The 23,459-nt window shown below is 76.7% G+C and carries 3 protein-coding genes; all 3 read right to left on the bottom strand.

Annotated elements, in window-relative coordinates:
* Positions 1 to 1,692: right-handed parallel beta-helix repeat-containing protein (locus ACFP3U_RS27435; protein WP_380228383.1), on the bottom strand; the 1,692-nt coding region annotated here is incomplete at its 3' end.
* Between the two features lie 71 nt (positions 1,693 to 1,763).
* Positions 1,764 to 3,290 carry a carbohydrate-binding protein gene (locus ACFP3U_RS27430; protein WP_380228382.1) on the bottom strand — a complete coding sequence of 509 codons (1,527 nt, stop codon included), beginning with the start codon at positions 3,288 to 3,290 and terminating at the stop codon, positions 1,764 to 1,766.
* A 106-nt stretch (positions 3,291 to 3,396) separates the two neighbouring features.
* Complete coding sequence (locus ACFP3U_RS27425) at positions 3,397 to 23,406, bottom strand: EndoU domain-containing protein (RefSeq protein WP_380228381.1); 20,010 nt, start codon at positions 23,404 to 23,406, stop codon at positions 3,397 to 3,399.
* Between the last annotated feature and the right edge of the window lie 53 nt (positions 23,407 to 23,459).

Here is a 23,459-nt window from a genome sequence, read left to right as displayed (position 1 = left end):
GTGGGCGCGGGTGGCGCCGAGGCCGGCCGCGGCGGGGGCGGGCGTTGGCGCGGCGCCCTCGGCGCGCGGGGCGCCGGTGGCGGCCGTCGCGGTGCCGTGCGCGTCGGGCAGGCCGTTCTCCCCGCTGGTCAGCTGCTCGACGGCGAGCCGTTCGCTGGCCGCCGTCTGCCGCAGGCCGGAGCCGCGGTTGCGGGAGAGCGTGCAGCCGGTCAGCCGGACCGCCTCGGCGGAGTCGAGGCGCACGCCGTCGCCGATGTTCTCCACCGCCTCGACCTGGGCCAGCACGGCCCGGCCGCCGGCGCCGATCCGCACGCCGTGGCGGCGGTTGCCGTGGCTGCGGACCCGGGTGCAGGTCAGCTCGCCGCCGTCCTCGACGGCGACGCCGTCGTCCCCGGAGCCGCTGATCTCGCAGTCGCGCAGCGCGGCCCGGCCGACCTTGCCGACCAGCACGCCGCTGCCCTTGGCGCCGCGCACCACGGCCGCGCCGACGAAGGTGTCCGCGCCGTCCGCGATCCGCAGCCCGGCCCGCCCGGCCTCGGTCACCTCGACGCCCTCCAGCCGGCCCCGGCCGTCGCGGAGCGCCTCCACGCCGTCGGTGCCCGCGCCGGTGACGGTCAGGTGGCGCACCCTCGGGTTGGCGCCGCCGCCGATCGACACCCCGGGCCCGGTGACGTCGCGGACCTCCAGCCGGTCGATGTCGGCGGTGCTCTCCTCGGCCAGTTCGACGCCGGCCGCGCCGCAGTCCCGGACCACGGTGCGGGTCAGCACCGGTCCGGAGGACTCCCCGACCCAGATGCCGGTGCCCTCGGCGCCGGACACCTCGCAGTTCTCCAGGTGCCCGCGCGAGCGGCCGGTGATGTGGATGCCGTGCCCGGCGGTGCGGGTGGTGGTGCAGCGGCGCAGCTCCGGGTCGGTGCCCCCGGCCAGCGCGATGCCGTGGCCGGAGGTGGCGCTGACCGTGCAGTCCTCCAGCACCACCCGGGCCGCCGAGCTGATGTACACGCCGATGGTGGTGTCGCGGACGGCGGTGCGCAGCAGGCGGGTGGTGGAGTTCTCCTCCAGGGCGACGGCGGGCTTGTCGGTGACGGAGATCTCGCAGTCCTCGAAGGTGCCGCGGGCCTCGCCGTTGGCGCAGATCCCGTTGCCCCGGGCGTCGCGCAGCACGCAGTTGCGCAGCAGCGGGTTGGCCCGTTCGCCGACCACCACGGCCGAGGTGCCGAGGTGCTCGATGACGCAGTCCTCGATCACGCTGGTGCCGGTGGAGGTCTCGACGATGCCGGCGCCGGCCGGGTTGGTGACCCGGCAGTCGCGCATCGCGAGCGAGCCCTGCTGGCGGGTGAGGACGGCCGTCCAGGAGCTGCCGACCACCTCGCAGTCGGACAGCGCGGCCTGGCCGCGCGGCACGTCGACGGCGGGCAGCTCCTCGTCCTGGCCCTGCACGACCAGGCCGGTGAGCTGGACGGCCTCGGCCACCACCTGGACGACGCAGCCGCGCCGGGCGGTGATCCGGACGCTGCCGCGCGGCTCCTCGGCGGTGATGGTCACCATCTTGGTGATCACCAGGTTCTCCTCGTAGCGGCCCGGGCGGACGGAGATCACCGCCCCGCTGCGGGCCGCCGCGAGCGCCTCGCCGATCGTGCGGTACGGGCCGCCCCGCTGCTCCGGGCACACCGTCAGCACATGGCGCGACATGGCCGTCCTCTCCTGGGATCTTCGTCAGTACGTCGTCGGTGGTGGGGCGAGGGCGGGTAGCGCGCGGGGTGTCAGGAGGCCGTGCAGTCGGCGCGGACGGCGGAGGCCGCGATGTGCGCCTTCTCGGTCGCGGTGCCGCGCCAGTCGAGGCCGCGCGAGTGCAGCATCACGGCGATCTTCCCGCCGCTGACCGGGTACGTCCCGCTGCTGGCGACCCAGTTCCCGCGGTTGCCGGTCTGGTTGACCGAGAAGGAGCCGAGCGTGCCGGAGTTCGGCGTCGAGGAGTTCTGGACGGTGTAGTAGGCGGGCGCGCCGCCGACCGCCTTGAGGTCGGAGTTGTTCGGCACGTAGACGGAGATCCGGCACGTCCCGGCGGTGACCGGCGCGGTGGAGAACGTCCAGACCACCGAGTTGTCCTTGTCGTCCACGCTGTCCGAGCCGGACATCGGCATCGACACGTACTTGCCGTTGCAGCCCGAGCCGGTGTAGCCGCCCGTCGAGCTGCTCAGCCACCCGGCGGAGCCGTCCTCCCACCAGCCGTGCTGGGCGTAGGCGATGGAGGAGGTGCCGCAGCCGTTGCCGCCGACGGCGCTGTACGTCGCCTTCTGCGCCGCGGGCGGCGGCGCCGGCTGCTGGGCGGCCGGCGGCGGGGCGGGCTGCTGCGCCGCGGGCGGCGGGACGGGCTGCTGCGGGGCGGGCTGCTGGGGAGCCGGCTGCTGCGGGGCGGGTTGGCCGGGGGCGGGCTGCTGCGGAGCCGGCTGGCCCGGGGCCGGCTGCTGCCCGGGGGCGGGCTGCTGCGTGCGGCCGTTGCCCTGCTGGGTCGAGGAGCCGCCGCCGGTGGGCGCCTTGGCCGCCAGGGCGTTCCCCGGCTGGGTCCCGGGGTTCGCCGGTGCTCCGGCGACCGGGGCGCCGCCGGGCACCAGGCCCTGCACCTGGGTGCCGGCCGTGGCGGGGACCCCGGGCACGGTCTCCCCGGGCACGGCCGCCTCGGTGGGCGCCGGGGCCGGGGCGGGGGCGCCGGTGGCCGGCGGGTCGGTGGGCGCGGGCGGCTGGACGTCGTCGAGCAGTGGGCCCTCGGCGATCTGGGTGTCCGCCTGGTTCACCCCGAGGTGGTCGCGCCGCTTGTCGTGGCCGCCCTCGGCGCCGTCGGTGATCAGGAACGGCAGGCCCATCAGCACCACGCCCGCCGTGGCGGCGGCGACCAGGGTGGGCCGCTTGAACCGGGTGCGCCGGCCGGCCGGCCGTTCGGGCGCGGCGCCCGCCGGTCCGTGGGGGCCGTCCGCACCGGCCGAGCCGTCCGCGCCTTCGCCGAGCGGCAGCGCCGCCCCGGGCTCCTCGGCCGGGCCGAACCCGTGCTCGGCCACGTTGGCGGCCGGCGCCGCGAGGCCCGGGGCGGCCTGGACGGCCGGCCCGTACTGCGGCACGGCGACCCGCTCGGTCGGCGCCTCCGCCGTCGCGGGGGTGGCGGGAGAGGCGGCGGCCGTGGCGCCGGTCGTCCCCGGCGGTGCGGCCTCCTCCTCCATCTCCCAGTCCATCGACGGCAGTTGGATGCCCGCCGCCCCGCCCCCAGCCCCGTTCCCGCCCGTACTCGTGCTCACCGCAGCTCCTCGGCCTCGCGCGCAGTTCCCTGTCGGCGGGACCACCCGGCCGACTGGTCCTCGGGTGCTCCCACTCCGTACCTACGGGCGGGGCCCGCCGGACGGTTCACCGGGCTCCGTTCCCGCCGCCCTGCGTCAGCGCGGCGAAGATGTCGTCCCCGAGATTCGGCGGCGGCACCTGGCCGTTCCCACCGGGCGGGGGAACCTGCGGCGGCACGGGTGGCGGAACAGGAGGCACCGGCGGGGGCACATGCGGCGGGACGGCGGGCGGGGCGACCCGGAAGGTCCGGACGCTGTCCCGGGAGATCCACGTCCCCGGGGCCAGCACCGGATGGTCCCGCCCCGCCTGGTACCCGGCGCTCACCCGGACCTCGACGTCCACCTCCCGCCCCAGCCGGCGCAGCAGCCGCCGCAGCCGCTTCTCCACCGCGTCGGCCCGTTCGGCGACCTGACGGGCCGACCGCTCCGAGGCGTCGCCCCGGGGGGTCTCCACGGTCACCACGACCAGCGGGACCGTCCCGGCGTCCACGCCCCGGACCTCGGCGAGCAGGGTGTCCAGGTGCGCGCCGTGCAGGTCCCCGGCCGTCCGGCGCACGGTCGGCCGGGGGGCCTCCGCCGGGTACACGTCCGGGTTCCGGAACGGCCCGTGCTGCTGGTCCCAGACGGCGGTCACGTCCTGCGGCGTCGGAACGGCGTCCCCGCCCTCACCCTCGCCGAAGTGCCGGACCAGGTCCCGGAGCCGGTCCGTCAGCGTCCGGTCCACGTCCCCGCCCCCGGCCAGGGTGCGGAGGTGGGTGAGCGGCCCGTCACCCGGGGCGTCGGGCGCACCGGCGAGCCCGACCAACCGGCCGAGTCCCCGCAGCCACTCCCGGGCCGGCGGTGTGTCGGTGCTGAGCGTGTCGGGGTGCAGCCACCGGGCGGCCCGGCCGACGTCCAGCAGCCGGTCGCGGTGGTCCGGCCGCGTGGTGTCCAGCCGCAGCGCCTCCGCCACCCGCTCCAGCGCCCGGGGGGCCGCGTCGGGCAGCCGGAGTTCACCGGCGGGCGCGCCCTCGCGGAACAGCAGGTGCCCGCCGGCCGGCAGCGCGGCCGGCTCCACGGTGTCACGGTGCGGGAGGTCGATCTCGACCGGCACGGTCTCCTTCCTGACGAGCCGCCGGTCGCCCTGGTGGTAGACCACCTCCACCTCGGCGAGGCCCCGGTACTGCACGGTGGTGGTGCGGATCTTGGCGTTGTTGACGACCTGGCCCGCCTCACCGGTCGCCACGTTGCTGCGGCTCTGGTGGGCGAGGTCGGCGTAGCCGCCGGCCCGGACGGTGACGTTCCCGGTGTCGGCCTGGCCGCCGCCGGTGAGGCGGCCGCCGAACTGGAGGGAGCGCTGGGCGTTGCTCGTGGAGCCGACCGGGGCCGTGTTGGAGGGGCTCGCGTCGGCGGCCGGGTCGGTCCGGTGGAACTCCAACTCCGTGATCCGCACCCGGACCTCCACCCGGGCATCGCCGGCCGGCCCGTCCGGGCCGACCAGCAGGGTGGCGTTCCCCGGACGGTCGACCACACCCCCGGCGCCCTGGGCGGTGACCGGGGCGATCGGGGTGGTGAGGCGGCTCGCCAGCGACACCGGGTCGACCATCCGCTCCACGACGCCCCGGATCCTGCCCCAGGGGCCCGATCCGTAGAAGTCCTCGGCCCCGTCCAGCAGCATCCGCCGCACGCCCTGGGTCACGCCGACCGACCGGACCACGTCCGTGTCGAGCAGCCCGTGCGTCCACACCCGCTCCGGCGGCTGCCGGACCTGACCGGCGTCGGCCGGCGGGCCGAGCACCTGGCGCAGCGCGCCGCCGCGCGGCGCGTCCGCCGCCGCGAACGCCTCGCCCGGCACCGTGCGCGGGGCCGGGCCGGTCTCCCCGGTGGCGGAGACCACCTCCATGCCGAGCGGGCGCCGGAAGTAGGTGTGCCTGGTCCGGCCGTTCTCCTGCCACTCGACCTCGAAATGCAGCGTCGCCTCGCCGCTGAAGACGCTCCCGGGCACCTTCGCCTTGGTGGTGTTCCCCGAGCCCGCCCGGACGGTGTGCTCCTGCTGGACGTCGTGGCCGGTGACCCCGGCGAGCGACACGCCCAGGTACCAGCCGGTGCCGCCGCCGGACAGCGCGCCCCGCAGCTGGTGCCCGGTGCCACGCCCGCCGCCGGTCACCCCGTCGGCGGCGGAGTGGGTGTGCTCGACCTGCGTCCCGGTGTTGAACTCGGTCGTCGTGGTGTTCCCGACGTGGGTCAGCGCCTTGACGGAGGCGCCGATCCGGACGGTCACGCCGCCGTCGGAGACCACCAGCCGCCGGCCGGACATCATGGTCCTGAGCTGGTCGTGCAGCGTGTTCGGGGTGAGCACGCCGAGCAGCTTCCCCCGGAGGCCCGCGCGGCCCCGCGCGGCCAGCCATTCGGTGACGGTCCGTTCGCCGAACGGGGCCGGCGGGCGGAGCTCCCCGGCGGGCAGGCCCCGGCCGGCGAGCAGGGCCTCGCCGAAGTCGAGCCGCCGGCCGCCGTGGGTGCGCCCGCCCGGCACGAAGACGTCGGTGACGACGTCCGAGGAGCCGAGCAGATGAGTCCGCCAGACGCGGTCCGGTACCGAGACGGGGCGCCCCGGCACCTGGTTCACCACGGCGTCCACGGCGCCGTAGCGCGGGGTGGTGACGTCCACCACCGCGTCCACCCGGGGCGGGCGCAGCGTGTCGTGGAACAGCCCGTGCCGCGTGGTGCGGATCTCCACCTCGAACCGGGCCGTGGCCTGGGACGCGTCGGCCGTCACGACGTTCTTCGCCCGGCCGGTGGTGCTGCCGGCGCTGTCCAGGCTGAACCCGGTCGACCGGTCGCTGCGGTAACTCTGGTCGCCCGCCAGGGTGACCGGGCCGAGCTTGCCGCGCAGGCCGCCGTTGTACGTCCGGCGGGTGCGCTCGTCCTGCGAGACGCCGTGGCCGGTCCGGTTCTGCGCGCCGACCTCGAACTCCGCGCCGGCGATCTCCCGGTGCCGCTGGGGGACGTCGGTGAGCCCGGCCCGGACGAGGACCTCGGCCGACCACGTCCGGCCGCCCACCGCCACCCTGACGGCGCCGCCGCGGGTGAGCTGGGACAGGTTCGCCCGCAGCACCCCCGCGCCGAGGTCCTCCCTGAGCACCCGGAGCACCTCCGGGGCGAGCGGGCCGAACCGGTCCCGCAGCGCCGCCGTGACGTGCTCGGCGACCCGGGCGGCCTGCGCCTGGTCGCGGAACGCCACCACGGCGGAGGCCCCCAGTTCGGCGGCGTCCCGCCCCGCCGACGGCGGGTTCAGGTCCGCGCGGGGGGCGCCCGCGGGCTGCGCCGGCGGCGGGTCGGCGCGGGTGACGCTCACCTCGGTGGCGATCTCCACGGGGGTCAGCGTCCGGGGGCGCTCCCCGCCCTCCAGGGTCAGCGTGAACCTGGTCCGGGCCTGGTAGATGTCCTGCGGCGTACGGATCTTGCTGTTCCCGTACAGCTTGTCGGCGGCGGTCTCCCGTACCCCGGTCCGGACGCGCTTCTGCTGACCGACCGCCACGGAGCCGTCGACCTTGTCCCCCAGCGGGAAGCCCGCGCGCCCCTGCAGCAGGGTGTGCCTGGCGGTCAGCCGGCGCTCGGCCGTGAAGGCGCTGCTCTCGTTCTGCCGGCTGAGGTCGGCGCTGTCACTGGCCCGCAGGTGCGCCATGTCCGTCAGCTCGGCGGTGAGCAGGACCCGGATGCCGCGCCGCCGCAGCCGGTCCGCCACGGCGGCCGTCGCGCTCCGGTCCGCGGTGGTCAGCTCGACGGCCTCCTGGCGGGTCAGCGCGGTGAGCCGGGACGCCAGCGCGGGCTGGGTGACGAGCTGCATCACCTCGTCCCGGATGTCCGGCCAGCGTGCGCCGTAGTACGCCCCGCCCTCCCGTTCGAGGGTCTGCCGCAGGTCGTCGAGCGAGCCGATGTCGCGGACGACGGTGGACTCCGGCAGGCCCTCGGCCACGTCGCGGGTCCACGGCCGGTGCGGCCGGTCCGCCACCACCTCGATCGCCGACCGGGGCACCAGGGTCCGGAAGCCGATCGGCACGTCGACGGTGCCGACCTCCGTGCCGCCGCGGTGGATCACCACGTGCAGCGCGCCGTCCCCTTCGAGGATCGCCCCGGGCTCCTTGGTCTTGGTCGTCAGACCGGTCTCCAGCGTCCGGCCGGAGAGGCGGACGGTGTCCGAACCCCAGCGGAGGCCGCCGTGCGGGCCCGCGGACCCGCGCTTGAAGGTGCCCTGGACACCGCCGTCGCCCTGCCAGAGCCCGCCGGTCACCTGCTGCTTGACCCGGCTCAGCACGGACCCGGCGCCGGTGTGGAACTCGGTCTCCGCGGTCGTGGTCACCACCCGCACCCCGCGGCTGCGGGCCCGCACCTCGGCCCGGATGTCGGTGCCGGGGACGCGCACCACCACCGCCTCCCCGTTCGTCATGCCCTTGAGGTCCTGGTGGAGGCGGTTGTGGTCGAACTCGGCCACCAGCCGGTCGGAGAGCGCGCCGGCGTGCTTCCCGAGCTGCCCCCGGGCGGCGGCGTCGAGCGCGTCGACGACGCCCGCCATGACCTGCCGGCGGGTCGGCGCCCCCGGACCGAGCTCGGCCAGCGGCACCTCCGCGCCGTCGCCGACCGGCCGGAGCGTCGGCAGGCCGGTGGCCCGGACGTCCAGCAGGACGTGGGAGGCGTGCAGCCGTCGGCCGCCGAGCGGCGCCAGGTCGTAGCCGTAGTCCGGCGGGTTGGGGCCGAGCAGTGGGGCACCGTGCTCGTCCACCGTCTCGCGCTTCGGCATGGCCACCTCGACGGGAGTGGTCACGACGATCCGGTCCGGCCGGTTCGGCGGGTGCTGGGTGTGGTCCTCGGTGCCCCGCGCGCCGTGCGGCTGGTACCCGATCTCCAGGTGCAGGCTCCCGCCGAACACCGAGGTCTGCTCGCTGGTCTTCGCCCGGGAGAAGAACCGCGCGCCGGTCGTCAGGCTGTCGCCGTCCGCCCGGTCCCACTGCTTGCCGAAGGTCCCCAGGGCGCGGACGTAGTCGAAGAAGTCGAACCGCCCCTGGACGCCGAGCCCGGTGCGCCACCGGCTGCCGGTGCCGGTGCTGAGCGTCACCTGGTGGTCGGTGCCGTTCTCGAACTCGTAGTTGCCCTGGCTCCGCCGGTGCGTCAGGTCGGTCACCCGGCCCTGGAGCGTGAGCGTGCCGCCCCGGGCGTCGGTGCCGGCCGGGACGTGCAGGACCTCGCCGCGCGACAGGGCCGACACCTGGGCCCGCAGACCGGGGCCGCTGAAGACGCTCTCGGCGAGGGTGCGGGCCAGCGCCGCGCGGTTCGGGGTGGTGTCGGGCAGCGCCTCGGCGATGCCTTCGGCGATCCGCCGGACCAGGTGGCCGGTGGCCTCGCCGACGCTGGTCACCATGTGCGAGCCGGCCAGCAGGCCGTGCGTGGCGACGGACTCCGGCGGGTGCGGCACCGGGTCGACGGGCGCGGGGACGGGCGGGGGGACGGGCTGGGAGGTCTCGGGCTGGGCGACCGGTTCCCGCAGCTCGTTGGCCTCCTCCGTCTCGTCGGCCTCCTCGATCGTCGGCAGGTTCTGCCGGCGCCGCCGCTCCTCGCGCCGCCGCTCCTGGTCCTCCTCCCGCCGCTCCTCCTGCCGGCGGGCGTGCGCCTCCTCCGCGTCGGCGACGCTCCGGAAGCCCTCCTGCGCGTCGTGGTGCAGCCGGACGGGGTGACCGTCCTCTGGGCCGAGGTGGAACGGCGCCCCGGCGGTCTCCCGGACGTCCACGACCGCCACCCGCAGCCCCAGCGCCCCGGCCGTGAGCGCGGCGAGCGCGTCGCGGACGGTCGGCAGGTCGTGCTCCTCCCAGACGCCGACCTCCCGCTCCAGCTCCTCACGGAACAGCTCCGGGCCCGCCACCGTGCGCTTCTCGCGATCGGCCCACGCGTAGTACAGCTCGTACGCCTCGTCCGCGACCTCGGGGCGCTCCCTCAGCCGCTGCGCGATCACCTCGCGCAGCCGCTGCTCCGCCCGGGCCGGGTCGGCGGCCAGCTCCTCCGCCTCGTCGCCGAACACCCGGCGCAGCAACCCCGGGTCGGTCTCGATCAGCGCCCGCAGCAGCGGCGAGCGGGTCGGCCCGGATTCCGCCAACGGGCTGCTCAGCGGGGCGCTCAACGGGGTGCCCACACCCCGCTGGCCGGGGGTGGAGTGCTGCGGGGCGTCCTCCTGGCCGGGCTCGCCCCAGAACTCGGCGATCCGGCCGCCCTCGCGCCGGACGTGCACGGTGACGCCGCCGGCGGTGCCGCGCACGACGCCGTCGAGCGGCGGGTTGGCGCCGGAGCGCTCCGCCAGGTCGACCACGGCGAAGGCCGCGCAGCGCGCGTCGTCGGCCGACCACTCGCGCGGCAGGCCGGGGCCCGGCGACTCCCAGGCCTCGTCGGTGAACCGCGGCCGCAGGGTCCGCACGTCGAGCTGCGGGACGGCCGCCGGAAGCACCTCGTCGGGCCGCAGCGGACCGGGCTCCCGCAGGGCGGCCGGGCCGGTGGTCGGCAGCACCCCGGGCGAGAAGGCGGTCAGCGGGGTCGCGGCGTCGAACAGCTGCCGCAGCGGGCCCTCGGCATGGTTGCGGGCCGACCCGGGCAGCGGCGACCCGGGCAGCAGCGGGCCGAGCAGCGCCGGGAGGTGCAGCCCCGCGGCCTGCTGCGCCGTCAGGACCCGGTACGCCGCGCCGGGCTCGGCCACCGGGACGACGGTGACGTTGACCAGCATCGGTTGGCCGTGGCCGTTGCCCTGGGCCCAGCTCTGCCGGAGCTCCCGGTTCACCCGGCCGGCGAAGTCGAGGACGTGCTGCTCCGTCATGCCCTGCTGGGGGACGAGGTGGAGCGGGACGGTGACGTCGAGGCCGTGCTGCCCGGAGTCGAACAGCACCCGCCGCAGCTGGAGCCGCCCCTGGCCGACGGGGATCGCGGCGTGGTCGCCGGCGCCGATCACCCGCCGGGCGTCCCAGTCCGCCATCCGGGCGGTGGGCTGCTGGTCGGTGGGCCGGTAGGCGAGGTGGTGGCCGTCGCGGGAGAGGCCCTCGATGCGGACGCCGTCCGCCGTGCCGACCCAGCGGTAGGTCCGGTCGTCGATCCGGGCGCGGTAGTGGGCCGAGGCGTGCGCGGCCTCGACGGCGTCGAGGACGCGGGGGCGGGTCCAGTCGCGCGGGAACATGGTCCGGATCCCGGTCCCCTGCGGCTCCCGCCACCGGGTGGGGAACTCCGCGAGCGGGGCGTCGGGGGCCACGGCGGCGTCGAGGAAGCGCACCCGGGCGCGGTAGGTGCCGTTGCCGTGCGGCACGCCGCGTTCGACCACCTGGACGCCGCGCATGCGCTGCCAGGTGGTGAGGTCGAAGTTGATGCCGGGGGTGAACTCGTGGTGGAGCCCGCTGAGGGACTGCCGGTCGCCGTAGCGGGCGACGTCCTGGGCCCGCTGCCCGTAGCGCAGGATGCCCTCGGGCCGTGACGGGGCGTACGCCAGCTCCGGCCCGAGCGGCGGCAGCGGCGGGAGGAGGGAGAGGCCGTCCCAGGGGCGGGCCGCGGAGCGGGGGCGGGTCGGCCCGGCCGCGGGCGGGGCGGCCGGCGAGTCCGGGGTCGTCCCGGGGGTGGCGTGCGGGACGGGCTGGGTGTCGGCGGGCCGGAAGGAGTGGAACCGGTCGCCGCGGATCTCGCCCTCGATCCGCACCCCGGCGTACTCGCCCGTCCAGCGGTAGCGGCCGCCCCCGGCCGGGGCCACGCCGTTGTGGCGCAGCGCGTCGAGGTAGGACTGCTCGGCGGCGTACACCGCGTCGTCCTCGGTCCAGTTGCGCGGGAAGAGCCTGCGCCGCACGGCGGTGTCGGTGCTGAGCAGGTCGCCGGCGGCGCTGGTGGCCGGTACGCCGACGGCGCGCCGGGGCCGGCCGGTGCCGGTCGGGGCGGCCTCGTACTCGACGTGCAGCACGCCGTTCGGGTGCTGCTCGATCAGGGCGGACGGCCGGCGGCGGTCGGAGCCGGGCATCGGCAGCAGGCGGCCGCCCTCGGTGCGGCGGTCGCCGTACAGCGAGGACTGCCGGGCGTCCGGGCCGAACGAGGCGCGGGGCGGGAGCGGGTGGCCGTCGGGGGCGCGGTGGGTGGCGGTGAGGTCGGACGGCCGGGTGCCGAACGCCTCGTCGACGGCGGAGCCCAGTTCGCGGAGGTTGCGCGGGGCCAGGGTCGCGGGCGCGTCGGCCCGCCGGCCGCTGATGCCGGCGAGCTGGTCGGCGGAGATCCGGCCGTGCTCGATGACGGTGGAGCCCATCATCCCGGAGTCGGTGTGGACGGCGTCCCGGTTCCGCTGCTGGCGGTACTCGTCGGGGAGGCCGAGCAGGTGGCCGATCTCGTGGGCCAGCGTCGCCGGGGTCGATTCGAGGGACCAGGTCTCGTTGTCCTCGCGGAGCTGTCGGCGGTGCAGGTCGACGATGTGGATGTGGTGGTCGACGTCGTCGACGTGGTCGACGAACTCGGGCCGGACGTGCAGGACGTCGCCGTTGGGGAGCCGGTGGCCGATGTTGAAGGCCTGGTTGACGCCCTCCCAGGCGTCGTCGATCACCCGCCCGATCTCCTCGTCGGTGAAGCGCTCGACGGGGCCGACGTCCTCACCGTCGCTGTCCGGGTCGAAGGGCCGCTCGGACAGCCGGGCCCCGCGCAGGTGGATGCGCACCACGATCTCGGTGGCGGGCTCGCCGTCCTCCAGGTGGCCGCGCCGGGCCTCGTAGCCGCGGAGGGCCGCGGCCGAGACGGTCTGGCGGAAGTGGTCCCACGGGGGCCGGACCTCCCGGGCCCCGGTGATCCGGTCGAGCACGGACTCGGAGAGGTCCACCAGCATGGCGAGGTCGTCGCCACGACCGGACGGCGCCGGGGAGGCCGGTTCGGAGGCCGTCTCGACGTCGTGGTCGACCGGCTCGTCCCGGCCGACCGCCACCACCGTCTCGCGGTCCGGCCCGTACCGGGTGACGCTCCCCCACGGGTCGGTCAGCTCCAGCCGGACGTGCAGGGCGTGGGCCAGCAGCGGGGCGAGCGCCTCGCCGAGCCCGGCGTCGTGGGTGCCGTCCGACTGCGCCAGGGCGTGCCGCAGCCCGCGGAGTTCGAGGGCGGTCTCCCGGGACGGCGGCAGGCCGGGGCGGAAGGCGGTCAGCGCCTCGGCCGGGAGCTCCTCCTCCCGGGTCCGCTGGAGGTAGTCGGCCACCTCGGCCGTCATCAGCCGCAGCAGCTCCGCCCGGGGGGCGTCGGCCGGCACCCGGTGGTGGCGGAGCAGGGCCGCGCCGAGGTCGGGCGCCGCGTCGGCGACCGCCGCCAGCAGCGGGTGGCCCTGCGGCGCGCCCGGCCCGAACGGCCCCGCCCCGTCGGAGGTGTGCGGCGCCGGGAGGGGCTGCTGCTCGCCGCCCCCGGCGGTCGGCGGCCGGGTGCCGCGCTCGGGCACCGGGACGAACCGCTGGGGCGGCACGGGGACTCCGGGCGTGGCCTCGAAGTCCTTGATCTGGTACTCCTTCCAGTCCCAGGTCACCGAGATGTCGACGCCCCGGAAGCGCACCCGGGAGCGCATCACGGTCGGGTCCGCCCGGTCCCGCCTCGGGGCCTCCAACTCCTCGCCGCGGGCCACCGCGTACCTGGCCTGCTCGGCCGTCCACTCGCGCGGCAGCCCGCGGCCGGCGTCGGCCGCCAGGCCCGGGCTGAACAGGTCGGCGGCCGGCGGCTGCTGGACCGGCCGGGGGACGGTGGCGGGGCGCTCGCCGGCGCCCGGCGCCGCGGGCGCGGTGAGCGGGTAGGAGCGGTCGCCGTTCGGCGGCGGCGTCCCGCCCGGCTGCTCGTCGGCCGGACGGTGGATCAGGTGCCGGCCGTCGCGGGCGACGCCCTCGATCCGCACCCCGTCCGCGGTACCGCTCCAGTACAGGGTGCCGTCCGGGCGGCCGGCCTCGGTGGTCCGGTTCGCGTAGGCCTGCCGGACGGCTTCGAGGACGCGCGCGGGCTCCCAGTCGCGCGGGTAGAACAGGTGGGTCGGGGCGCCCTCGCGCCGGTGCCAGTGCCCGTCGAACGCGGCCAGCGGCGCGTCCGGGGAGACGGTCGGGTCGAGGAACCAGACCGCGGCCCGGTAGGTGCCGTTGGCGTTGGTGTGCTCCGGGTCCCCCACCTTGATCCCGTGCCGCGCCTCGACCTCCGGTGTCGCGGGCCGGTGGTGGACGCCGGTGAGGGTCTGCCGGTCGCCGAAGCGCACCAAGTCCTCGCCCCGCCGGCCGAACGGCCCCTCGGTGGCGCGCCACGGCAGGTGCGCCGCCGAGCCCAGCCCGCCCTGGTCCTCGGACGGGCGGAAGGAGACGATCTCGGCCACCTCGACCGGGCCGCCGGGGCGGTGCTCGGCCGGGTTCGCGATCCGGTCCTCGGTCCGGACGTCGACCCGGCCCTCGATCCGGACCCCGCCGTACTCGCCGGACCACCGGTAGCCGGACGGGCCGGTGCCGGTGATCCCGCCGGGGCGGCGGCGGGCGTGCTGGTAGGCCTGCTCCGCCGCGTAGACGGCGTCGTCGGCCGTCCAGTGCTCGGGGAAGACGGTCCGCTCGCGGCGCCGGCCGGCCGGGCCGGTCGCGAGGTCGCCGGCCGGCCCGTGGAGGGTCGACGCGTCGCCGTCCGGTGCGCCGACCACCCGGAAGGTGCCGTTGCGGTGCTCCGAACCCGGCACGCGCGGCGGCCGGGGGCGGTCGGAGCCGGGCGGCGGGTAGAGGTGGCCGCCGCCGTCGCGCCCGCCGTCCGGCACCGACCGGCCCGCCTCGGTGAGGCCGCCGTGCAGCGCGGTGCGCCGGGCCTGCTCCGTCACCAGCGGCCGCCGCGGGTGGCCGCCGGCCGGGTCGGGGCCGCGGTCCGCGCCGAAGGCGAGGTCGATCACGGCGCCGAGCTGGCGCAGGTTCCGGGCGGGCAGGACCCGGTGGAGGTCGTTGGTGACCGCTCCGCCGGGGAGGTGGTCCGAGTCGACCACGTAGCGGCCGTAGGGGTCGAGCTGGACGCCGCCCATCAGGCCGCCGTCCAGGGCCACCGGACGGGAGTTCCAGGACGCCTCCCGGTACTCGTCGGGCAGCCCGAGCAGGTGGCCGACCTCGTGGGCGACGATCTCGGGCCTGATGTCCAGGCTCCAGTTGCCGCTGTTCTCGCGGTCCATGGTCGGCTGGACCCGGACGGTGTGGTGCGCGGCGCCGGGGGTGTCGACGAACTCGACGCCCACCCGCAGCCGGTCGCCGCCGGGCAGCCGCTGCCCGAGGTCGAAGGTCGCCGCGACGCCCGCCGCGGCGCGGCGGCGCAGCGCCGTGAGCCGGTCACCGGTGTGCGGGTCCGTCAGGTCCAGGTTGGCGGTGTCCAGGTGGATCCGGACGGTCAGCACCGCCTCGGTGTCGCCGTCGGGCAGCCCGAGCCTGGTGACCTCGAAGCGCTGGAGCCGCCTGGCCTCCAGGCTCCGGTCGAAGGCGTCCGTCGGGGGGCCGACCTCGCGGGTGCCGAGCACCCGGTGCTGTTCGGGCGCGGGGGCGGTGAGCTGGCGCGGGTGGCGCTGGTCCGGCTCGCCCCAGAAGTCGGTGATCCGGTCGTGCTCGACCCGGACGGTGAGCCGCACCCCGGCGAACTCGCCGTGGTGCAGGGTGGGGGCGGCGCCGCCGCCGGGCGGCACCGGGCCGGCCGGGACGGCGCGGCCGTCCTGGCGGACGCGGTGCGCGGCGTAGCGGGCCTCGTCGGCGGTCCACTCGTGCGGCAGGTTGCGGCCCCGGGCCGGTCCGCCCCACGCGGCGTCCGTGAACGCCGTCCGCACGCCGGTGAGCATCCCCTCGTCCGGCAGGGTCCGCGGCGGGGCCGGCGGCTGCTCGGGCTGCCGCTCCAGGGCCATGGCCAGGTCGTGCCGGCCCGCCGCCTGGTGCAGCCGGGGCACGGCCTGCTGGATCGTCGGCTGCTGGCCGGGGAGGATCCGGACCTCGGTGGCGTCGGCGTCGGCGGTGAACTCCAGCCGGAGCTCCAGCCGGGTCTCGCTGAAGTCCTGATGGCCGAGCAGGTACTGGTCGGCGGCCTGCTGGAGCGTCGTCCGGGCGTGCTGGAGCTCGTCCGGGCCGGTCGGCCCGTCGCCCACCAGCCGGACCCGGGCGGTGAGCCGGAGGACCTCCTCCCCGTTGTGCAGCAGGTCGCGGCGCGCCCGGACGGGCCCGAGGTCGGGCAGGTCCACCTCGTGGCCCCGGCCGGCCGTCGTGGTGCCGCCGGTGGAGTAGTACACGTCCGCGTCGGTCTGGTGCGGGGAGGGGCGGTGGGCCTGGAAGGCGCCGTCCGGCCCGAAGCCGCCCTCGATCCAGACGCCGCCGGAGCGGCCGACCGCGAAGACGGAGCCGTCCGGGCCGTAGGAGAGGTGGGTCGGCCGGGCCAGCGCGGCGGCGACGTGGCCGCCGAGGGTGGCGGCGTCCCAGCTCTCCGGGTAGTAGACGTCCCCGGGGTCGAGGGCCTGGCGGTGCCAGCGGGAGGGGAAGGCCGCGGCGGGCGCGCCGGGGGCGACCTCGGAGGCCAGTTCCGACGTGAAGACGCGGACGGTGCCGTTGGGCAGGGTCGTCCGCCGCAGGTCGCCGGTGGTGTGCGGCGGGCGGATCGGGGCGTCGGGGACGCTGCCGTCGGCGCCGGCGCTCTGCCAGAGGACGGCCGGGGTGGGCGGCTGCTCGGTGTGCCCGGGGGCCGTGGTCGTGGCCGTGGTCGTGGTCGGGGCCGTGGCGTCCTCGGCCGCCTGATGGGCCGCCGTGGGCAGGGCCTCCCCGGGCGCGTCGGACCGGTGGCCGGGCGGCTGCGCGGCGAGGTCCGGCCGGAAGGCGTGCAGCGTCGGCTGGGGGTGGACGCCCGCGGGCATGGCCGGGGCCTGGGTGGCGGCCGGCGGCCCGGCGGGCGCGATCGGCGCGGGGGCCGGCACCGGTGGCAGCGGGGCGGTCCGCGCCACCGTGGGCGGACGCGGGCCGGTCTGCGCCGGGTCGGGCTCGGTCAGCGCGGGCAGCGGCCGCTGCGGGTCCCGGACGGGCCGCCAGTCGCCGGGCAGGTGGGCGGCCTCGTCGGCCAGGTAGCTCGCGACTCCGGTGAGTCCCTCGTCGTCGTCGCGCACGGCGGTCATGAAGTCGGGGAGGACCGCGTCGAGATCGGGCCGCGCGCCGCGTCCGACCAGGTACTGGGGCGCGTTCTCCCCGGGGCCGGCGATCTTCAGGTCCAGCCGGACCAAGCTGTCGCCGCCGGCGCTGTGCTCGGCGGCGAGGATCGCGGCCGCGCGCCGCAGCTCCGTGAAGAACGCCACCGCCTCGGCCGGGGTGGTCCCGGGTTCGAGGACGAGGCGGACCGGGACGACGAGGTGAGCCCCTTCCTCCCCGTTGTCGAACCGCGCCTTCCGGACGAGGACGGGGTAGCCGCCGTCGAAGTCCACCGAGCGCTCCGTCGTGAGCTGGTGGACGGCCCCCTGGTCCCAGTGGCCGGGCGGCAGTTGCTCGGCCGCGGGCCGGTGCGCCAGGTGGACGCCGTCGCGGGTCAGGCCCTCGATCCGCACGCCGCGGGACTCCCCGACCCAGACCTCGTCGCCGCCGACCGGCCGCCTGCTCGCGCCCGCGTAGGCCTCGCGGACCGCCGTGGCCACCTCGGCCGTCGACCAGGCCGCGGGGTACAGGGTGTGCGAGGCCTCGTCACCGCGCCGGTGCCAGTTGGCCGGCAGCTCGGCCCCGGGGGACCGCGGGTCGACGGCCGGGTCCAGGAACCAGACGTCCGCCCAGCGGGTGCCGTTGGGGTGGGTCCGCCGCGGGTCGCCGACGATCACGCCGTTCTCCCGGGCGAGCGCCGGGTCCGTGGTGAGGTGGACGCCGGTGAGGCTCTGCCGGTCGCCGAACCGGAGCTCCCGCACGGACCGCAGGTCGAAGTACGACGGGAGCGGCGGCCGGGGCCGTGCGGACCTGACCGGGTCGAGGCCCGCCTGGTCGTCGGCGGGCCGGAACGAGCGGAAGTCCCCGCCCTCGTGCAGCACGCCCTCGATCCGCACGCCCCCGTACACGCCGACCCAGTGCTTCGCGGCGCCCCCGACGTCCGTGACACGGCCGTTGCGCCGGGCGTCGTGGTAGGCCTGCTCGGCCGCGTGGACGGCGTGCTCGGCCGTCCAGTGGTCCGGGAACATGGTGCGGTGCGGTGCGGCGGCACCGACGGTCCCCGCGGTGGTGGGCGGCTGCGGGACGGCCACCCGGTAGGTGCCGTTGTCGTGCGGCGCGCCCACCGCAGGCGGCCGGGCGTCGCCCGGTGCGCGGAGGTGGCCGCCGCTGCCGTCGGCTCCGGAGAGCGCGGTGCGGCGCACCTCCTCGGTGAAGTGGGGGTGCAGCGGGAGGCCCGCGCCGTCGACCGCCGAGGGCGGCCGGACGGTGCCGAGGGCGCGGTCGACCTCCCCGCCGAGTTCCCGGAGGTGGTGGGGCGCGAGCGCGTACCCGTCCCCGGTGGGCAGGGTCGCCCAGGGGTGGTCGAGTGGGGCGACGCCCGGCCGTTCGGCCGCCGCCCGGTAGTCGTCGCGCAGGCCGAAGGCGTGTCCGACCACCCGGGCCAGGTCGGCGGGCGCGGAGTCGAGGCCCCAGTGCGTCAGGTTCTCGGCGTGCTGCCCGGGGCGGGCGGCCACCGTGTAGTGGGCGTCCGCCGGGGTCGGCGTGAAGACCACCGCGACGTGCAGCCGGTCGCCGCCGGGCAGCCGCTGGTCGAGGTTGAAGGCCTCGAACGCGCCGACGTGGGCGTTGTTCTTCAGCTTCGCCACCGCGTCGTTCTTCTCGGCCTCCGTACCGGTCAGCCCGGCGGCGTCCACGTGGACGCGGACGGTGAGGGTGACGCGGGTGTCGCCGTCGGGCAGTTCGGACCGGCGGACCTCGTACGCGCGACGCCCGGCCGTGGTCTGCTGGTCGACCTCGACGCGGGCGAGCACCCGCTCCGGCTCGGGCACCGGCCGGTTGCGCGCGGTGTCGGCCGACAGGGCCGGTTCGCTCCAGAAGTCCGCGATCCGGCTGTCGGCGGCCAGTCGGACGTGGACCGCGGCGCCGCCGACGAGGCCGTAGACCACCTCCGGCGCCTTCTCCCCCGGCCGCAGGGCGGCGAACGCGTCGTAGGCGACGGTGTAGGCCGCGAGACGGGCGTCGTCCGCCGTCCACTCGCGCGGCATGCTGTGGCCGGCCCGGTCCCAGGCCGTGCCGGTGAACCGCGACCGCGACTGCGTCACGTCGTGCCGGGACACCGTGGCGGGCGGCTGCTCGCCGGGGCGCGGCGGACCGGGCTCGCGGAGGGCGGCCGGGTCGTACGCGGGGAGCGCCGCCTCCTTGAGCACGGCCAGGTCCGGTGCGCTGCGGGCGAGGTCGACCATCCGGTCCGACAGCCCGGCCGACGGAGTCCCGGGGACGAGGTCCGGCAGGAGCGTCGCCAGGGTGTGGGGGCCGCCGGAGGGCGGGACGAGGCCGGTGTGGACGCCGTCCCCCGGGTGGTCGAGGAATTCGAGCCGCAGGTCGAGCAGCGGGCCGTCCGCCTGCTGCCCGTCCACCGTGTACGCGGCGGCGAGGCTCCGCAGGCGCGCCCGCTCGACCCGGATCTGCTCGGGCGTCAGCCCGGCCTCGGCCTCCAGGTGGATCCGGGCGGTGAGCCGGATGCCCTCCTGGCCGCTGTCGAAGAGGACCCGGCGCACCTCGAACGGGCGGCCGTGGGTGACCGGCACGGGATCGGTGATCCCGAGCTGCCCGTGGGACGGCCAGCTCCCGTGGGGCGGGACCGGCGCCGGCTGCGGGTCGGTCGGGCGGTGGACCAGGATGCGGCCGTCGCGTTCCAGTCCCTCGATCCGCACCCCGCCGGTGGACTCGCCGACCCAGTGGGTGGTGCGGCCGTCGGCCAGCGCCGTCCGCCGGATCGCGCCGTTGAAGGCGCTCTCCACCTCGCGCAGCGCGTGCGGCTCGGACCAGGTGCGCGGGTACATCATCCGCCCCGCGTCGTCGGCGTGCCGGCGCCAGCGGGTCATGAAACCGGCCAGCGGGGAGTTCGGCGCGACCTGGGGGTCGAGGAACCAGACGAGCGCGCGGTAGGTGCCGTTGCCGAACCGCGTCACCGTCCTGCCGATGTCGAGGCCGTGCGCCGCCTCGGTCGCCTCGGAGAGGGCGTGGTGGGCGCCGGTGAGCGTCTGCCGGTCCCCGTAGCGGGCGAGGTCCTCGACGCGGCGGCCGAGGAGCGCGGGCGGCGCGGCGCGGTCCGGGGCGTACGCCGGCGGGGCGGCGTCGGGCTGGGTGTCGGTCGGGCGGAAGGAGCGGAACTCGCCCGCCCGCAGCTCGCCCTCGATCCGCACCCCGGCGTACTCGCCGACCCAGTGCAGGCGCCCCGGTGCGAGCTCGGTGACCCCGTCGGTCCGCCGGGCGTCCAGGTAGGCCTGCTCCGCGGCGTAGACGGCGTCCTCCTCGGTCCAGTGCCGGGGGAACATCGTCCGGGCGTCCGGCCGGGCGGCCGGGCGCGGTGACATGGCGAGGTCGCCGCCCGAGCGCGGCTCCGGGAGGTCCGTGAGGAGCTTCGGGCCGTCCGCGTCGTAGCGCGCCCGGAAGGTGCGGTTGGTGTGGTCCCCGCCCTCCACGACCGGCCGGGTCCGTTCCGAGGCGGCGTCGGGCCAGAGGTGGCCGCCGACCCCGCCCGGGCCGCCGTAGAGCGAGCGCTGCCGGGCGTCCGCGTCGAAGGCGGCCCGGATCGGGCGGCCGTCCCCGTCCGTCTCCGCCCTGGTCCGGAAGGCGGCGTCGACGGCCGCGCCGATCTGGCGCAGATAGCGCGGGGCCAGCGAGGTGGCGGCCACGGTGGCGGTGACCTCGCCGCGGCCGTCGCCGTCGACGCTGTACCGGCCGTGCACGTCGAGCAGGGGCGGCCCGGTCATCAGTCCGCCGTCGGTGTGGACGGGCCGCCGGTAGTTGGACGTCTCCCGGTACTCGTCGGGCAGTCCCAGCAGGTGCCCGAGCTCGTGGGCGATGACCTCGCCGTTCGTCTCCAGGCCCCACTCCCCGGCGTGCTCCCGGAGCTCGGTGCTGTCGCTCAGCTTGACGGTGTGGCGGGCGTCCCCGGCCGTCCCGGTGAACTCCACCCGCACCGTCAGCCGACTGCCGTCCGGCAGCCGGTGGCCCCGGTTGTAGACCTGCTCCACCCCGGCCGTCGCCCGCTGCTTCACGGCGGCGACCGCCGTGTCGGTGGCCTCGCCGGGGGTGAGCTGCGAGGTCTCCAGGTGGACCCGCAGCACGATCTCGGTGGCCGGTCCGGCCTCGTCGGGCAGGGTGCCGCGCCGGACCTCGTAGGCGCGGATGCCGTTCGCCTGCACGCTCCGCGGGAAGGTGCCGATGGCGGCCGGGCGGATCTCGCGGGACTCGTACCCGGGTGCGAGGGCGGTCTGCGGGACGGGGGCTTGTGCGGGGGTCGGGACGGGCGCGGTGTCCGCGTCGGAGGCGTGGTGCGGCGGCGGGGTGGCACCGTCCCCCGGGAGGTGCGCGGTGAACTGTGTCGGGGCCGAGCGGTCGGTGGGGGCGGCGGGCCGGATCCCCCGGGGCGGCGGCGGCGCGTCCCGGTCGGGGGTGCGGGCGGGGTCGGTGTCCTGGCCGAGGAGGATCGACTCGATGCTCGGGGTCTCCCGCCGGGGCCCGGCGAGGGTCTCCTGCGCCGGGTGGCGGCCGGTGTCGTCCGGGCCGGCCGGCGGGCGCGGCGGGGTGGGCTGCACCGGGTGCGGGGCCGCCTGGTCGGCGGCGGACGTGACGGCGACGGGGGTCGGCCGGCCGGGGGTCCGGGGCGCGGTCGACGGCGCGGAGGCGGTCGGGGTGGCGGTGGCGGTCGAGGTGGTGCTGGTCGACGTGCTCGTGGCGGTGGCGGTCCGGTCCCGGGGGGCCGTCGGCCGGTCGGCCGTGGACTCGGTGGGCACCGGGGCCGCCCGGCCCGGGGCGCGCTTCCTCGGCGGCTCCTGGCCCGGCGTCTCCCGCTCCGAGGTCCTCGGGTCCGGCGTCCTCGGGTCGGCCGTCCGCTGCTCGGGCGTCCGCTGCTTCGGCGCGCCCTCGTCCGACTGGACCTTGACCGGCGGCTCGGCGGAACGATCCGAGGACCGGTCGGCGGAGCGGTCCGTGGACCGGTCGGTGGTCGGCGGCAGGTGCTCGCCGGCGGCGGTGGTCCGGGTGGGCGTCGCCGGGGGCAGGTCGCCCCGCTCCTCCGCCAGGAAGTCGACGTAGGGCAGCAGTTGCTGCATCCACTCGGCGACCTCGCGGTCGGCCGGCGGGGACTTGATGTCCGTGCCCGAGGCGTGCGAGATGGCGTCCGCGTACTCGTCCAGCGAGGCGTTGTGGAGCTTGCCGGCGAGCTCGAAGGCGCCCGGGTGGCCCATCCGGGGCACCGGGAAGGGCACGACCTTGCCGGACGCCAGACTGGCGAGCGCGGCGAAGCTGATCGGGTGGTGGAGCGGGAAGTACTTGGACGCGCCCTCCTCGACGGCCGCGTACTGGGTCCGCTCGACCCAGGCGCTGTAGTTGCGCATCAGCGGCGTCGCACCGAGGTGCAGCACATGGCCCATCAGGCCGGTCATCATGCCGCCGACGAAGCTGCCCGCGGTGACGGTGAACTTGTGGTCCTCGCCGAAGATGAGGTTGTAGAAGCCCTCGGTGAGCACGTTCTGGACGCCGCCGCGCAGGTAGTTGCCGAGCGCCAGGCCGAGGTGGTACCCCCGGTTGCCCTGCGAGAGGTTCTGGGCCAGCTCGGGCAGGTGCTCGCTCAGCATCCGCACCTGGCGGGCGGACAGCTTCCCGGCCGCCGACTCGTGCGAGAGCGCCGCGCCGAGCGCGTCCTTGACCCGCTCGCCGGCCGCCTCCTTGAGCACGGCCTGCTCCGCCTTGCCGGCCCAGTTCTTGGCGAAGGCCTCACCGAACTCCCGGCCGAGCGCCTTGGCCGCGGCCTTCTCGCCCAGCTCCTTGCCGAGGTGCTTGGTGAAGACCTGCTCCATCTCCTTGACGAAGATCTCGGAGAGGGTGTTCTTGCCGGTCTTCCCGAAGCCGGCCTGCAACTGCTCGGAGGCCGCCTCCATCAGGTTGCCGAGGTCCCGGGCGAAGGCCTTGGCCTCCTTCTTGGTGAAGGTCTCCTTGGCGAACGCCTTCTCCGAGGCGGCGAGCACGTCCTTGCCGAGCTCCTTCTCGGACTTCACCGCCACCTCCTTGGCGATCTTGCCGAGCGAGCCGGTCCCGCCGGCCTGCTCGGCGGCCTCGGCGGCGGTCTTCAACAGGCCCTTCAGGCCCTTGAGGTCGCCGTGCACCAGGTAGTCGCTGAGCTGGTCCGCGAGCAGCCGGCCGCCGCTCTTGCCGAGCAGCCGGCCCAGCAGCTTGCCCAGGCCCAGACCGAACAGGTCGAGCGGGCCGCCGAGGACACCGCCGATCAGGCCGAAGAGCACAGCCTGCTTGGTGTACTCCTTGTCGATGTGCTTGCGGTTGCCCTGGCCGATCTGGAGGTTCTGGACGATGCCGTCCATCAGCAGACCGCCCACGATGCCCGAGAAGGTGTGCATCGCGATGGTCTTCAGCAGGTACTTCATCAGGGCCGTGAGCGCGACCTTGGTGAGCAGCTTCTTGAGCACCAGTCCGGACAGGCTGGCGCCGAAGCTGAACGGCGCCCAGAAGACGGCCAGCGCGATCTCTACCAGCAGCTGCACCAGCTGGGCGATGGCCATCCACTTGGTGTACTCGACCGCGTTGGCGACGTCGCCGGCGCAGTCCGCCAGCGCCCGTGCCGTCTTCTCCGCCGCCGAGACGTAGTCGGTCCCGTCGGCCAGACCGATGAACGAGTCCATCTGGTAGGCGAAGGCGACCGCCGCCTTGCCCTTGAACTGCCGGCGGCAGCTGATCGCCACCTTGGCGATCAGGTCGTGCAGGGCGGGCAGCTCCTCGGCCAGCCGATCGTAGGCGTCCCGCACCTCACGCAGGTCCCCTTCCTTGACCTCCGGCCAGGGCATGCCGGTGATGATCGTGAAGAAGCGCGCGGTCGATTCGTTGACCTCGATCGAGGGGTGGGGCACGGGTTGCCTGCCGTTTCAGGTCGTTCGAGGGCGGGGTCGCTCAGGCGGGGGCT

The sequence above is a fragment of the Kitasatospora misakiensis genome, assembly GCF_042656005.1.
GTDB lineage: Bacteria > Actinomycetota > Actinomycetes > Streptomycetales > Streptomycetaceae > Kitasatospora > Kitasatospora misakiensis.
Note: the sequence above shows the minus strand (reverse complement) of the source record. Positions and strands in the feature narration are given on the sequence as shown.